The sequence below is a fragment of the Bombilactobacillus bombi genome (genome assembly GCF_013607485.1).
Taxonomy (GTDB): domain Bacteria; phylum Bacillota; class Bacilli; order Lactobacillales; family Lactobacillaceae; genus Bombilactobacillus; species Bombilactobacillus bombi_A.
This window is the reverse complement of the sequence record NZ_SCHP01000001.1, coordinates 1-15,468: the sequence shown is the minus strand read 5'-3', so window position 1 is coordinate 15,468 and position 15,468 is coordinate 1. Positions and strand designations below refer to the sequence as shown.

13 protein-coding genes are annotated in these 15,468 nt (G+C 33.2%); 1 reads left to right on the top strand and 12 read right to left on the bottom strand.

The features are described 5' to 3' along the window. Positions 1-288 precede the first annotated feature (288 nt). The gene (locus tag EQ827_RS00060) at positions 289-3,381 is read left to right on the top strand and encodes a lectin-like domain-containing protein (RefSeq protein ID WP_181188942.1); all 3,093 of its coding nucleotides are present in this window, start codon (positions 289-291) and stop codon (positions 3,379-3,381) included. A 304-nt stretch (positions 3,382-3,685) separates the two neighbouring features. Here the strand turns inward: EQ827_RS00060 and EQ827_RS09030 are convergent, their stop codons facing one another. The 12 genes from EQ827_RS09030 to EQ827_RS00005 all read right to left on the bottom strand — a co-directional run bounded on the left by EQ827_RS09030 (position 3,686) and on the right by EQ827_RS00005 (position 15,000). Further along, positions 3,686-4,012, bottom strand: coding sequence for a hypothetical protein (locus tag EQ827_RS09030; protein WP_258231756.1), 327 nt, complete (start codon positions 4,010-4,012; stop codon positions 3,686-3,688). A 43-nt stretch (positions 4,013-4,055) separates the two neighbouring features. Beyond that, positions 4,056-4,244: a hypothetical protein gene (locus tag EQ827_RS09025; protein ID WP_258231755.1), complete on the bottom strand. Its 189-nt coding sequence runs from the start codon at positions 4,242-4,244 to the stop codon at positions 4,056-4,058. 171 nt (positions 4,245-4,415) lie between these two features. Beyond that, positions 4,416-5,066: an HAD family hydrolase gene (locus tag EQ827_RS00050; protein WP_181188941.1), complete on the bottom strand. Its 651-nt coding sequence runs from the start codon at positions 5,064-5,066 to the stop codon at positions 4,416-4,418. A gap of 197 nt (positions 5,067-5,263) precedes the next feature. Continuing rightward, entirely contained in the window at positions 5,264-6,241 is a 978-nt protein-coding gene (locus tag EQ827_RS00045; protein WP_181188940.1) for an SIS domain-containing protein, read from the bottom strand. A 45-nt stretch (positions 6,242-6,286) separates the two neighbouring features. After that, on the bottom strand, positions 6,287-7,135 hold the full coding sequence (locus EQ827_RS00040; protein ID WP_181188939.1) for a PTS system mannose/fructose/sorbose family transporter subunit IID: 849 nt from the start codon (positions 7,133-7,135) through the stop codon (positions 6,287-6,289). Between the two features lie 15 nt (positions 7,136-7,150). Further along, entirely contained in the window at positions 7,151-7,927 is a 777-nt protein-coding gene (locus EQ827_RS00035) for a PTS mannose/fructose/sorbose/N-acetylgalactosamine transporter subunit IIC (protein WP_181188938.1), read from the bottom strand. 21 nt (positions 7,928-7,948) lie between these two features. Then, positions 7,949-8,419, bottom strand: a complete 471-nt coding sequence (locus EQ827_RS00030; protein ID WP_181188937.1) for a PTS sugar transporter subunit IIB — start codon at positions 8,417-8,419, stop codon at positions 7,949-7,951. Then, on the bottom strand, positions 8,416-8,826 hold the full coding sequence (locus EQ827_RS00025; RefSeq protein WP_181188936.1) for a PTS sugar transporter subunit IIA: 411 nt from the start codon (positions 8,824-8,826) through the stop codon (positions 8,416-8,418). Before EQ827_RS00025 ends, EQ827_RS00030 begins: the two co-directional genes overlap by 4 nt. A gap of 94 nt (positions 8,827-8,920) precedes the next feature. Next, entirely contained in the window at positions 8,921-11,656 is a 2,736-nt protein-coding gene (locus EQ827_RS00020; RefSeq protein ID WP_181188935.1) for a sigma 54-interacting transcriptional regulator, read from the bottom strand. 44 nt (positions 11,657-11,700) lie between these two features. Further along, positions 11,701-12,399, bottom strand: coding sequence for a GntR family transcriptional regulator (locus tag EQ827_RS00015; RefSeq protein ID WP_181188934.1), 699 nt, complete (start codon positions 12,397-12,399; stop codon positions 11,701-11,703). Between the two features lie 215 nt (positions 12,400-12,614). After that, entirely contained in the window at positions 12,615-13,814 is a 1,200-nt protein-coding gene (coaBC, locus tag EQ827_RS00010; RefSeq protein ID WP_181188933.1) for a bifunctional phosphopantothenoylcysteine decarboxylase/phosphopantothenate--cysteine ligase CoaBC, read from the bottom strand. A gap of 403 nt (positions 13,815-14,217) precedes the next feature. Next, a complete protein-coding gene (locus tag EQ827_RS00005) occupies positions 14,218-15,000 on the bottom strand; it encodes a DUF4931 domain-containing protein (protein WP_181188932.1) in 783 nt (260 codons plus the stop codon). Positions 15,001-15,468 lie beyond the last annotated feature (468 nt).

Here is a 15,468-nt window from a genome sequence, read left to right as displayed (position 1 = left end):
TTAGTGTAAACTTATGGATTAAATAATAATTGTGTCTTTTGAATAAAAGTTAAATATAATGTTAAACGACTGTATTAATTTTTCAAAAAACACTAGCAAGCCTAACTTGTTAGTGTTTTTTTGTGAAAATTATTAATTCACATTTTAAATATATCTCTATTTGTAGTATATTGATAATCGAGATATTTAACAACAAAAAATGCAACAAATAGTTAAAAAAGGGGTCTTTGATAATTATGAAGAGAGGAATAATAAATCTCAAAAAAATAAAAATTAATATGATAAAAAATGCTGAAAGCGATTACAGGGGGGTCGCTTAATTTAATTGGTACTTTATTTAGTACTGATATCCCCACGAAAGCGCTTGCTATTTCTACAACTATAATTATTAACTTTTTATTTGTCTTATTTTTGTCTTCTGCAGTTTTAGTGCAAGCTTCTAATAAGCTACCATCTAATATTATCTCATCACTACCATTACTTAATGAAAGTGGATCATCACCACAGTCATTGACTACTTTTTCATCCAATCCCTTATCGGTGTTAGTAACTTCACCTAATCAACTGCTTCGTGATTCTGCTAGTCTCAATCCCATATCTATTACTACTGATGATACACAGAATTTCTTTTCACCTAAGGGAACTGCAATTGTTAATGCATCGCAAGATGGCACTTGGAATACTATTGATTTAAATCCTGATGAAGGGAGCAAAGTTGGAGCTGTAACACTGAATACTGCAATAGATATGAGTAAAGATTTTGATTTTTCTTGGAAAGTAAAGATTTCCGCTGCAAGTACTCCCGGTGACGGAATTGGTTTTGTTGTTCATCCACTTTACAAGCCAGGCCAGACTATTACTGATCCGACAACTTCTCAATCTATAACTTTACCCGATGTCTTTGGACGTCATGCTGACGGTACTAGGGTTAACGACCCCGCTGATCCTGATAATGGGCAAAATATTGATTCTGTTGGAGTTGCAGGTGGTAATTTAGGTATTGGGGACTTAATGAATTCGTTTGGTTTTAAAATTGATACCTACTATAATGGCACAGAAACAGGAAGCAAAGGCTCTGTTGCCGGTTCTTTTTATGGGGACCAAAGCCATGATAACCGTGTAGTTTATGGAGATCTAGATAGCAAAATAAATAGTAATGCGTTTTGGTCATGGGACAAATATACGAAGCCATTTGGAACATTTGTGACTACTGATATTACTGGATATTCAAATATTAATAAAAATTATATTAAACTCGATTCTGGAAATGTAAAGATTACTGATGGTAATTGGTGGCAGATGCATATTCAAAAGGTAAATACTACTGTTACAGTAACTATATTTGATCCCAATAAGCCAAATAAAAATGAAAGTATTTCTACCACAGTTCCCTCTTTAGATCACACAAAAGATTATAAATATGCATTTGGTATCGTATCATCAACAGGACTATTTCATGAAAGTAATCAGATTAAAGATGTCGAAGGAACATTTACTCCGGCAGAACCTACATTAATTACCCGTTATACCGATGAAAATGGGACTGATCTCCAGCAAGCAAAGATTACTACTTTAAGTGATAATGGAAATAACTATAATTTTACTGATATTAATGATAAACCAACACTTGCTGACAAGGATGGTAAAAATTATCAACGTGCACAGGTTAATGGTACCTTGTATACCTCGTCTGGTCTCAATACTAGTAAAATTTTTAAGCAATTAACAAATAATACACCAATTGGAAATAATCAGACCAATGTTAGCAATGATGCACAAGGCAATCTGGCAGTTAAATCTACATTCAATAATCTGATAGTATTAAATTATGTTTATCGACGACAGTTACCACCCAATAGTTCTGATATAACGACAAACTTACAGTTAAAGGTTGGCAGCAATGGCTCATATGGTTCAACTGCTAATGTTTCTCCTGGAGATACGGTAACTTTTAAATATAGTGTTACTAACAATTCTGGTCCCAATTTCTGGAAGAATGTCACTGCTGTTCAATCACTAGCCGGTTTTTTAGATCCACCTAATCCATTAACTAGTGGCTTAGAGGAAAAATCAGGATTACTTTATATACCCCTCTTCAATCAAAATAATAATAATAGTAATAATCTATCCCGAGGGGATACTGGATCAAATACTGTCACTTTTACTTATAAAGGAGCTAATCAAGTTCGATTAACTGCTCAAGATAATGGGCAGGTCAAAGTTAATGCAGTCTTACCATCAGCTCCTAATAGTACTCCGCAAGCTGAGATTACTTCTAAAGTAGCGATTTATGATCAGTCCTCCCAATTAGTTGATACTGATGGAAATTCCATTTACGGTTCTTATTTCTATTGTATAGATAATGACAAATCTCCTTTAGCTAAGCAGGCTAAGGATTCTTACAATTTGGGCAACTATGTCCTTGAAACTTCAGCGACTACATTAGACGAATTATTGTGGTGGTGGTTTGATAATGGGAAATTAACAATTTATCCCCATAAAATTGATTTAGATGTTACTTCTGCAGATAAATGGCCCTGGGATAGTAAACGTAAAGACATAACTAAAGTAGAAGTAAAACCTGGTGTTAGCGCTGAAAAATCAATTAACTATATGTTTGCTAATATGCCTATAAATGAAATAGATTTAAGCGATTTTGATATGAGTAATGTAACAGATGCTTCAGCAATGTTTCAGGGTGATGATAATCTCTGGAAAATCACTCTTGGCCCCAAGGTTAAATTCCCACTAACTTCGGCTGATAATCCTATTATGCCTGCCCCTGGCAATAATACACCCTTTCCAGAGGATCATAACTATTCTAGTAGGAGTAGTAATTGGCAAGAAGTAGGGACAGGCAGTGATTATGAGCCTACAGGAAAAGTCATTTCAGCGGCTGATCTTAGCAAATATAGTGGTGATAGCAATAATAATAATCACACTTATGTTTGGGAACCTTTTTTATCAGGTTATTTAACCTTAACTAAAGTCCCTGACAATTTAGATTATGGCAATAACATTTTGGGAATGATTCATATATTAACAACGAGTGATTCCCAAGATTTTCAAGTCGATGATGACCGCCCTTTACGTGCAGGACGTCATTGGCATGTGGACGCAACAGCTAGTCCGCTAATATTAGATGGTAATTCCAGCACAAAAATTTCAGATGTTATAGAATTTAAATTGAATGGTACTACCCATATTCTTAGTTCCCATCCATACTCTGTTTATAGTACTGCCAGTAATACTGCTACTAAATACCAATGGAATTATACGGGTGATAATGGTATACAATTAAATATTAAAAATAATTCCGTTCCTAAAGCTGGGAAATACAAGGGTGCTATTACTTATACCTTGGTTGATGCACCAAATTAGTTCAATAAGTCAAAATATAGTTGCATAAATTATATATGTAGGAAAATATCTTTTTACTACATAGCCAACAATAATATGCACTTGATATACTCATCCTTTAAACCAATTTCGCAGCGTTAAAACATTCTCTGTTGATATTTAAAGATATCCTTATAAGATGCATTAGATTATGCTACTTATAAAAATTAGACGTGAGTCAATATCTTTGTCTCGCGCCCTTTTTTATGATTAAAAAAACAGTAGTTATCATTGATAATTACTGATTTCTTTATGATATAGAAAATTAATCCATACATATTTAAATCTAACCATTAATTACTGTAAAACGTTCTTGATGATGAGCAGGTGTCCAAATCTCTTTTACCAAAGCAGCTGCCATCGTTTGTGCTGTAGTTTCTGATTTGCCGGCAGCATTGAAAAGCAGAGTATCTTTACCCACTAAAATTTTTTCAGCGGGAGGACCAGCAACAAAGTTTAATCCCGGCGATACTCCAAACCAATCTACATTATCTACCATTTTGAGAAACTGCAATTCGTGATATTGATTTTGCGGAACAGCTAACCAAGGGCCAGCATGAGGAGATTGTTCCATATCTAACAAAGCCAAGTATTGGTCGGATCCAGTTAGCAAACTGCCCGCTCCTAGAATGAAGCCAAGCCGAACTTTATGATTTTCACGAAATTGGCCACTTAATTTGGCTGCTAAATCTAAATGAAGATAGGCCCTTATCTGGTGCAGTTGTAAACGCATCAATAATGACATCACTATCAGCATAATCAGTCAACTCTAATCCAAAGTCATCCTTGGCTAAAATCGTGATGAAAAGCACTTGTGCCTGTAATTGTTCCAGCTTAGACGACATACGCCCATAGCTATTATCTCTAGACCTTGCGCCACCGCGGTTTTAACCAAAGCAGAACCTGCTATTCCACTAGCGCAAATCTCAAATATCTTCATACACTCACCCCTCTTAATGTAAAAATAATACAATCAAGAGTTACTGGTTAATAAAGCGCCTTACAGTAAGAATAATTTATACAAAGCAATTATTAGTGCTATTCAAAAATGCAATCATTTGTTTGAAGTCTGTAAAGATCCGATCTGCTTGGGTTTGATCTACTTCATAGTCCTTTGGTTTTAACGCCCATACTGTCAGCCCAGCTGCCTTAGCTGCTTGAATCCCATATTTACTATCCTCAACAACTATACATTCATCAGCCTTACATCCAGTTTTTGTTAATGCTTGTATATATATATCTGGTGCTGGTTTGTTATGTTTAACTTCTTCACCACTAAGTACAATATTAAAAAAAGATTTAATTTGACACTCATCTAGCATTTCTAACAAGTCTGATTTAGCACCTGCAGAGGCTAAAACTATCTTTTTTTGTTGTAACTGAAGTAAATTTAGCAATGACTTAACATCTTTATTAAGGTATTGGGGATAATTAAGGGGATGGGATTTTAGGTACGGTGTATACTGAGTCTTTAATTTTTTCCTTTTAATTGGGTCATTAACCAATAATTCCCAAACTTTCTGATTACTACACCCTAAATAATCACTGAACTTATTAGAATCTGGTTGCACATTAATTTCATGAAAAAAGTCCATTCTTCTTTGAAAATAAGCTGTTTCTGAGTCAATTAGTACACCGTCCATATCAAAAATAAAGGCTTTAATCATTATAAATTCTCCTTATAAAATAACTGAAATCAAAAGCCATAAAAAATTGGGATTCTAATACAAAATTATGAATTTAATTTGCTAAATGGCTTCATTATATGCAGATTTTAAAGTTCAATCTCATCAGCTCCATTTAATAGTAAGGGGATGGAACAAAATTATTGTCCCATCCCCTTCACTAATAACTGATTTTAAAATTAATAATTTTCCAATTTCCACATATACCGACGCTGAGTTAATGGATGTTTACGTGCTTCTGATAATTTTTCTGCGTAAACTCTCATTACACCGGTAATTAACATTGGATTGAAGTAATCAATTACATTCTTTGAAGCTATAGAAGCTAAATTATGATCTTTAGCATCAATTACTGTAATTTTAGCGTCAAAGCGTTGCATAAATTCTAAAGCCCGGGCATCAAGATGACGAGTAGGACCATCATTAACAAATAATAAGTATGGTGTGTTCTTCAAAGCTAATTCAAAAGGACCATGGAAAAATTCACCAGAATGAATTGTAGGTGCTGAAATCCATTGCATTTCCATAAAGAGGAAGGATGCTGTTGAATAAGCTGCTCCTGCAGTAGCACCACTTCCAAGAACATAAATTGTCTTATCATCTTTATACTTAGCTGCAAATTCTTCAGCAGCTGGTGTTACCATATTAGCTTCATGATTAATCAAATCAAATAAACCATCAAAAGCTGTTTGAGCTTCATCATAAAATTCATAACCTTCAAATTGATTAACAATTTCAACGGCTAACTGCAGTGCTAAAGTCATTTTGGCAGTTTTATTAGCATAATCTTCTTCAAAGCCGTGAATCAGTTGATATTCGGCTTCTTTTACAATTGCAGAGTTAGCATCATGAGATAGGGTAACCACATGAGCCCCTAATTCGCGAGCATGTTTTGTTGCTGCGATAGATTCAGGAGTCGTACCTCCTAATGAAGCGGTAATTACAATCGTATTTTCTCCAACGTCTTTAGGTGTATCGTAATTAAATTCATTAGCCTGCATAATAGCAGAAATCATTTTCTTACTTTCATGTGCAATGAAATAATATCCAGGATATAAATCAGCCATGGATGCTCCACATCCAGTAAAGATTACTCGATTAATATTGGGATTTTTTTTCTTAATATCCTCAATAATAGATTTAGGTGTAACAGTCATAATAATGCCTCCAAAAATTTTTAAAATTTTGTTACTAGATTTTAGTTAGGCAAAAATGCCTAAGACGCTCAGTACTAATCCACTGACAATACAAATTACCATGATCCAGCCAGTACTTACTTTTTTCTTGAGCAACCAATACATAAGGAAGGTAAATGCCAAAGGAATCATTTGTGGAAAAATAGAATCTAAAGTCTTTTGAAGCTTGAATGATTTACCCATATGCAATGGTGTCGTAATTCCGATCATGCTTGCGATCATTGAACCAATAACCATTAAACCCACAATAGTTACCAAATACATAGCACGATCCATTATGCCTTCACTAGTGAGTTTCTTTAAGAATTTATTACCAGCAGTATATCCATACTTGCCTCCGTAATAAGTAACTAAAATAGAAGGAATTGCCGATATCACAATAGCCAATATCGGGCCTAAAATACTACCCTGACGGGCAAAGTTTAATCCCAAACCAAATGCCAGAACTCTAACTGTACCTTGAAAAAAAGAATCTCCCACTCCTGACAAAGGGCCCATTAAAGATGATTTAACCGCATTAATAGAATCTGGATTAAATTCTTTTGGATTCTTCGCATATTCTTCTTCCATTGAAGAAGCTAAACCTAGAACAAAAGCACTAGTTTGAGGGGTACAATTATAAAAGGCCAGATGACGCCTATAAGCCTCTTTCTTTTTTTCTAGTGAATCTGGATTTGTATCAGCATCTCCATACAATCGGTCAATTACAGGTGCAATTCCATATAAGAATCCCATGTTCATTTGACCTTCGTAATTCCAAGACGCCTGAATTGCGTATGAACGCCAGAAAAACGACCAATAACGATGATTTAACTCTTTTTTAGTTAAACTTTTTGTACTTTCCGTTGTTGTCATTTATTCCACCCCCTTCTATAATTCCTCTAAGTCATCATCGGTATCAGCACTTGACACTGAGTTTTTCTTAGGCAAAACTTCATTCAATACAAGTACTAATAGCACCGCAAAAATAGCAACGCCGGTAACTGATAGCTGTCCATATGCAGTAATAAAAAATCCGATTAGTAGGTAAACTACTGTTTTTTTAGTAAGCATTGTTTGCATCAACAGAGCAAAACCAAAGGCTGGCAAAATTTTACTTGCTAAAGTTAAACCATCAGTTAGCCATTTAGGAACCATTTTGACGATTGAGCTAACAACACCAGTTCCAAAATAAACTGATAAAAATATTGGAACAAAATACATTAAAGCATATAAAATTGGACCCCAGAGAATATGATAGCTACGCACTTTATTAAACTTACTATTATCAATATCTTTTTGCGCCATATGCCCAAATGTAGACATAAACATCCGTAATACTATTCCAATCATCTGACCTAAAATAGCCACCGGTAAGGCAATTGTCAAAGCTGTTTGGGCATTTGTATGTGACAAAATTGCAAAAGCCGTGGCAATTACTGAACCCAAAACCATATCTGGTGGTGCCGCCGCGCCAATATTAACGACACCAAGAAAAATCAATTCTAGAGCTACACCAACTACTAGCCCCTTTTGTAGGTCGCCTAAAACTAAACCGACCAAACAGGACATAACCAAAGGCTGTTCAAAGTTAGTTCTTCCCAATAGTCGTGAGTCCATGTTGCCAAAAACCCCAACTAGGCCTAGCAAGATCGCTTTAATAAGCATATATATACCTCCTTTTCAACTCTAAATTAAAGAGTTTAAACTCTCACGTTTGGAAGTAGGAACCTGTTGCATGTAAAGTTCAAATCCTAATTCTTTGAGCTTTTTGCTTTCTTCCACTTCATCAGGTGTTAAATAAATAGCATTGCTAAATTTTTTAGTATTGGGACGTTCTGGCACTCCACCATAATTAACTTCTTTAATTCCCTTAAAATGTGGTACAACTTGTGCTGTTTCCGTCACGTTACCAAAAATAATCATAGTAGTTGATTTCAAAGCATTAATTTTATCTATACGTTCTAGTGCTTGTTCAACACTAAAAACGCTTAGCTTTATATCAGCAGGCTTAGACAATTTTAGTGACATTTTTTTAAAGTCATCATTAGCTGTTTGATTATCAATAACAATGATTCTTTCAATACCTTGAGATTTGGTCCATGCAAAAATAACTTGTCCATGTAATAAACGGTGATCAATTCTTATAACTTTTATCACAAGTCATCCTCCTCACTAGCTTGGCTAATGGCCTGATTCATAAAAATAATACTTTTTTGTGATTCAGTAACCATCTTGCTTATATTTTGAGTGTCAATAGTGCCTGTATAAGTAACCAAAGTTAAGACTAGCGGTAAATTCATTCCTGTTATTAGATACACATTGTCATATTGAACAACTAACTTAGATAACTCAGTATTCACTGAACCGCCCAAAATATCAGTCAAAATAACAATTTGTTGTCCGGGATTATTCTGCACCTCCTTTTGAACAGTGCTTTTAAAATCACTTTGATCTACATCATAAGCCGCTATGGCCAGAACTTTATCTTGCTGCCCTACGATCATTTCCAGGGTGTTTTTCATTCCAATTGCTAAACGGCCATGACTAACTAATATTAATTTCACTGTCATTAACTCCTTTACTCATTACATTTTTATATAAGCAAAAAGCGTGCCAAAAAGTGGCACGCTCTTATTAATAATTCTAATTCTTAGTGAATCAAGGTTCAGCACTAATAATATCATAAATATAACCATACTCACTATTAGGTATTTTGACACTATATTTATCTTCTATGACGCTAAAGGCTTTTTTAATTTGATTAAACTGTTTTTGAGCCTTAGTGTCATTAATTAGATGGTTATCATAAGTAGTGATAGGTTCATTGCGGATCAATCTTTCAATTAAACAGCTTACATGTACATATAGAGACATCCGAGTAATATTGCTGAGTTTATGTCCACTAATAATTGCATAGCTACGCATTGCCTCATCGATATTTTTCATAACAATGTTAACATCTAAAATTGTCATAGAGTTAATAACTCTTTCAAGAGAAAAGTTATGAATTAACTCATCACTAAATTGCTGTAACTGCTGGTTGGTCATATAATGGCTTAAAATTTCATTAAATAGCTGTGTTTTCTTACCAGAAATAATACTTTCAAGAGCAATATAAGGTATATTTTTTAATTTGGGGTTAACAGTACCAACAATTGTGATAATATTGTAGACTTTTTTTAAATTAGTTATTTGTTGAATATCCTGTAATCTTTTCACTTCAAATGGCTTAATTTCAATATTTAAATCTTTGGGCATACTATTTAAAAGCAATTTTCTAATTTGATCAGCTGTTCCTAATCCTGTTAGGCAACAAGTAATGATCAAATTCTTTTTTACTTCTTGGGGATAAATAATTTGAGTAGTAGGACTAATATGAGCAAGTGAATTCATTATTTTTTGTAAATCATGATGTTGATTAATATCTTGTGAAACTGTTAAGACTGATTGAGTGGAAACATTATTGACTATACCAATAGGAAAATCAATTGTTTCATCAATATATTTCTTTATCCCTTCTAAAGATCCCATATCTACCATTAAAATTAAGCCAGAATTTATATGTCGATTTTGAATATAATTATTCACCTTCGCTCCAATTTCCTGTATTTCAATATCTAAAGGCATATCAATTGCATCAATAATATGTTCTTTTTGCATGTTATTGACTACATTAGCAATACTACTTGCAGTAGAGTACCCATGTGCCAAAACTAAACAATGAATATCTAGTCTATTTATATTTTTAATAATACTTTTAAGATAAAGTACAATAAAAAGTTCATCAGCCTTATCACTATAAAAATTAAGACTTTTTTGAAGGGCTGATAGTATTCTATTAGATAGTAATTTAATATTAGGCTCAACTTTTTGTAGATAAGTTATTATTTTTTGCGCTATTTTTTCTTCTTTGGCAGACAATGTCCAATTAGAAAATTGACGATTATAAAAATAATAAGATAGTACTAAAGCCGTATTACCATTTAAATGAATTTGTTGAATATTTTCTAGATTAGCAATTTCATGTTTAAAAAAATTTTTAAAAAGTTCTAAGGCTAAATTATTATTTTGCGGACTTTTATCAAAAATTAAAAAATCACATAAAGAATTAATAATAGTGAGGGCATGATTCACAAATTTGGTGTGATTATTTTGAATATCTAACGCAAATATTTTTAAAAAATACTTTTTAAACTCATCATTACTTGTTTGAGTCTTATATAATAATGTAGTCATAGTATCTTGGGGTGAAATTATTATATATTGATTATTAGTATTTAAAATATTAGGATTAGTCATACTTTGTTTTAAAATATTTATAGACATATCAGTCAGCAATATTTTAATTTGTTTTGCAGTAGCAGTATTTGTTTGTAATGCATTAGCAACAGAAATCAAAATATCATTTTCTAATTCTCCAACATTACCAGGATAGTTGGCGGTAACAAGTAATTTTAAAATTGAAGAATTTAAAAGAATTGTTTTGTTAATTATTTTTGCTTGACGCAAATAAAATAACTTAATGAGACTTTCTTTCTCTTGCGAAGTACGATCATTCAACTTAGGAATTACAACTTGAATTGGTATTCTTCTAAGAAATGTATCTAAAAAATGACTCTTAATATCTTCAGTAGTAGCAAAAATTAATCGAACTTGTACTTTATGACCCTTATGGGTTTCTCCTAATGGCGTAATTTGTCCATTATCAAGATAATTAAATAATTTTTCTTGTCCTTTAGGGGATAGTCGATGGATTTCATCTAAAAATAACATTCCGCCATCAGCTTCATCGAAAAGTCCCATACTATCATTATGAGCGCCGGTGAAAGCTCCCTTTTTATAGCCAAACAAATTACTAGTCAATAACTCTGGATTATCAGCATACTCTGCACAATTGAAATATACAAAACGTGCATCGGAATTTAATAAACCCTTATCAACACAATAATCATAATAAGCGTGGGCCAAAAAACTTTTACCAGATCCTGTTGGTCCAGTAAGTAAAACCGGCAAACCTAAAGGAGGATAACCAGCAGCAGCTTTTAGTTTTAAAATAGGATTATATAATGATTGTTTATTACCGATAACTTTGTCAAAGGCAGTGAGCTGTTGAGGACGCTTCAATTCAGATTTTAGCTCTGATATTGATCCATAATCTGCTTTTAATCTTACCTGATATGTCTCTTCTAAAACTCTTTTATCCCAAAATATTACAGGTCGTGAATTAATTTTAATTGCTTGACCACGCTTATATAGAATATTTAAATAATGGCTAACTGTATTTCGCTTAACATGTAGTTTATTACATAAAAAAACTGCCGAGATCCTTTGATTTAGCCAATCACTAGTAGCTGTTAATTGCTTCAAAATAGTTGAAATTTGCTGTTCAATCATTTAACAGCCTCCAATTTATAATTACACTGGTTTGTTTTATTAATTTAAATTTTAAATTGATAACGATCGGCAACAATATATTGTTGACCGACATGAACTAATTCGTTATTTTCATCAAGAACCACAGTATCTAAACAAAATAAAGGAAATCCTACAGGTTTATTTAAGAGTTGTGCTTCTTTTAAATTACAGGAAATCATACTTAAAGTTGTGTCATCTGAATGTAATTTTTTGATATTAAATTGTTTATCTAAAAGAGTATACATAGACTGTTTTAAGTCATATTTTTCTAAATTTTGAAACCGCGGCAAAGTGTAATAGTTATTTTCCAGCATAATTGGTTCATTATTAACTTTACAAATTCGTTGAATATACAACGCAATCTTATTATTTACTTTCACCCCAAAAATTTCTGGGTAGGAACTGTGTTCTACTTTTAAAACTCTAAAACTTGGTGTTAGACCATTTTCCAAAGCTATATCTGTAAAACTCTCCACACTAGACTTACAGATTAAACGATTTAATTTATGAGGCTGACGAACAAAGGTGCCCTTTCCTTGAATTCGTTCAACTAGACCTTCTTTTACTAAACCATTAATTGCATTCCGTAAAGTAACGCGACTAACTTGATAATAATTTTGTAATTCAATTTCATTTGGCAACTTACTATCTTGAGGATAGTCACCAGTAATAATTTTATTTTTTATATCATTTCTAATTTTTTGATACAAAATTTCCGCCATAATGATCCCTCGTCTATGAATTGTTTTATTATGTAATTTTTTAATACGTATTAATACGTATTTAATTATAGTTATTTAGTTAAAATTGTCAACAAAATATTAATTTTTTCTAATTTTAAAAATAAAAAGCATTTTACCCTGTTATATAACAAAGTAAAACACTTTCAAATTATTTTTATAATAATAAAGATAATAGATCTTATCCCGCACTTTTTTTAAATTAATTGTTCTATTTGATCTGCCAATTGTTCAGCAATTTCCGATTTTGGCAGCAAAGCAGTCGTTAAGGGCGGCTGCTGAGTCTTAATAAAAGTAACCTGATTAGTATCTCCATTGAAGCCCACTCCCGGTTGCGAAACATCATTAGCCACCACTAAATCCAAATTTTTCGTCGTTAATTTTTTAGTAGCATTTGCTACTAAATTTTGCGTTTCCGCGGCAAAGCCAACAGTAATTTGTTGTGGCTGTTTAATCTGAGCTACCGTTTTTAAAATATCCGGAGTTTTTTCTAATTCTAACTGCCAACGATTATTATTAGGAGACTTTTTAATTTTTTGAGCAGCTGTTTGCAGAGGTTTAAAATCAGCCACAGCCGCTGCCATTACTAAAATGTCACTTTTCTTAAAATGTTTTACAACTGCTTGTTGTAATTCAGAAGTGCTGATAACCGATACTAAATGCACTCCTAAAGGCACTGACAAATGGGTCGGCCCAGAAATTAAAGTAACATTAGCCCCGCGCTGCTGTAATGTGTGGGCAATAGCGTAACCCATTTTACCCGAAGAATCATTTGCGATAAAACGCACGGGATCAATTCGCTCATGCGTTGCACCTGCAGTTACTACAACTTTTTTATTTACCAAAGTGGAGCCTGCTGGCAATTGGGCATCAATAGCAGCAAGAAGTCGTTGTGGTTCGACCATACGGCCTTTACCTTGATATCCTTCCGCCAAAAAACCAACATCCGGCTCTATAACCTGAATACCATCTGCCTTTAAAGTCTTTAAATTCCGCTGTACGGCAGCATTAGCCCACATGTGACTATTCATTGCCGGGGCAATTAATTTAGGAGCGGTCGTAGCTAATAATGTCAAGCTAGCAAAATCATCAGCTAAACCTTGCGCCATTTTTGCAATAAGATTAGCGCTAGCAGGAGCTACAATGGCTAAATCACTCCAATCGGCTAATTCAATATGATCTACTACTTCTGGTCTTTGGGCGGAAAATGTGTCTGTCAAAACTTGATTCTTCGATAGTGTTTGAAAACTTAAGGGCGTTACAAACTCTTGCGCACCCGCAGTCATGACAACCCGGACTTGAGCCTGAGAGCCTACTAATAAGCGCACCAAGCTTAAAGATTTATAAGCAGCAATGCTACCGGTTATATAAAGAGCAATCTTCTTATTTTGAAGCATTTTATCATCCCTTTATTTATTTAACATTATTATCTCATAATCTGCTAGCCAAACTATATTAAAGGCCATAATTCTTGCATTAGTTCATAGATTTGTTAATATTTTACTCATGAAAAGCATAAGTAAGGTCTTAGAAAATCAACGGTTTAAACATCATTATTCCTTGAGAAAATTAAGTTGGATTTTAAATATTTATTATCATCTGCAGATAAGTAAATCTACTCTGCAACGGCTGGAACATTCTCCCAAAAATATTAGTACCCATCTCTTATGTGCTTTGACAGATTTATAACAATTAGATGTAAAAGAGTTAAAAGACATCATTTTAAAAGAGGAATAAATACTTTAAAAAAGCTGGAATAAAAATATTCCAGCTTTTTTAGTCGTTCTATTATAATTTAACCTACAACAACTTTTGTCCTATCAGTTGCTGCAATTTTTGTTTCATTTGTAGCATTTGCTGCTGATCATTAATTTGAGGAATTTTATAGCCCACAAAATATGGCGAAGTAACAAAACGGGGTACAATTTTCACAGCAATTTGTTGATCAAATTTATAGAAAAATAAATTATAAGAATCACAGCGACCATTTAAATAGTCATGAAGCAAATAGCGCACAATCACTTGAATCACATCCGCAAAGGCCGCCAAATCCTTTAAATTTGCTAATAAGACGTTAATTTCTACAAAGCCAATTAGCGGTTGTGTTGAGATATTTACCTTTAAAAATTCTTGCTCCCAAACTGGCAATCCTAAAACATTCGCAAGATTTATATTATCGTGAATATCAATATCTTCTAAACCTACAATTTGTAAATGGGGATGACTCAAACTGCCGCCTGACAGTGGGCCAAGATTTTTATAAAGAAGCACACTTTTATACTTATTGCTTGCAATGACTTCTTGCCACTTATTAATGGCAAAATTAATAATTTGGCGATTTTGAGCAATTCCATAGTTAACAATATCACCGTCATGCTGGTGGGTTTCAATAATAATCGTCTGCCAGGTATGTTTTAAAGTTCGATATTTATTAACTAACCAAACACGATCAGCTTCTTGATCTAAAATATTAGTCAGACTATCATAATCACAAAAAGGACAAGCATTATTCTGATGATGAATGGTTTCCGGCTTATTCTTAGCTACTTGGGGCTGAAATACTAAATTAGTTGGTTGTTTCATTTTTGCGCCTTCTTCTTGTTGTCTAGCAAAATTAATTTTACCATGTCCGCATTATTCTGCAAAAACTAATTATTAAAGCTAAATATTGAATATTTAGATAAACATAAACCTGTACTTTTTATAAGTGCTAAGACAAGCAATAGTTAATTGTGAAAATGAAAGAGGGACCTTGTTTTTCGATCATCAAAAGTTAAACACCCATCGAGCAATCATGAATTTACCCTTAAAGCTAAGTACCCACTCCAAAAAAATTGTATTTACCCATAATTATTTAAACACTCGCATAAACTCATCTTTATTTTAGATTTAAGGCTTATAAATCTAATTATTATGAGCTTCTTAGTAATCATCCACCAGCATAGCTGGTGGCTTTTTATTAGCCCTAGAAGGGCTTGTCCCACACAAAAAGCCCCTTCAAGGGGCCCAACAAAAGCCTACCAACCGCGACTATTCTCATTATTTTTGTGG

Excerpts from the sequence above, each read along its gene's own strand:
- EQ827_RS00060 (WP_181188942.1), top strand. The coding sequence starts at position 289 with ATGCTGAAAGCGATTACAGGGGGGTCGCTTAATTTAATTGGTACTTTA.
- EQ827_RS09025 (WP_258231755.1), bottom strand. The coding sequence starts at position 4,244 with ATGTCGTCTAAGCTGGAACAATTACAGGCACAAGTGCTTTTCATCACG.
- EQ827_RS00050 (WP_181188941.1), bottom strand. The coding sequence starts at position 5,066 with ATGATTAAAGCCTTTATTTTTGATATGGACGGTGTACTAATTGACTCA.
- EQ827_RS00045 (WP_181188940.1), bottom strand. The coding sequence starts at position 6,241 with ATGACTGTTACACCTAAATCTATTATTGAGGATATTAAGAAAAAAAAT.
- EQ827_RS00040 (WP_181188939.1), bottom strand. The coding sequence starts at position 7,135 with ATGACAACAACGGAAAGTACAAAAAGTTTAACTAAAAAAGAGTTAAAT.
- EQ827_RS00035 (WP_181188938.1), bottom strand. The coding sequence starts at position 7,927 with ATGCTTATTAAAGCGATCTTGCTAGGCCTAGTTGGGGTTTTTGGCAAC.
- EQ827_RS00020 (WP_181188935.1), bottom strand. The coding sequence starts at position 11,656 with ATGATTGAACAGCAAATTTCAACTATTTTGAAGCAATTAACAGCTACT.
- EQ827_RS00015 (WP_181188934.1), bottom strand. The coding sequence starts at position 12,399 with ATGGCGGAAATTTTGTATCAAAAAATTAGAAATGATATAAAAAATAAA.
- coaBC (WP_181188933.1), bottom strand. The coding sequence starts at position 13,814 with ATGCTTCAAAATAAGAAGATTGCTCTTTATATAACCGGTAGCATTGCT.
- EQ827_RS00005 (WP_181188932.1), bottom strand. The coding sequence starts at position 15,000 with ATGAAACAACCAACTAATTTAGTATTTCAGCCCCAAGTAGCTAAGAAT.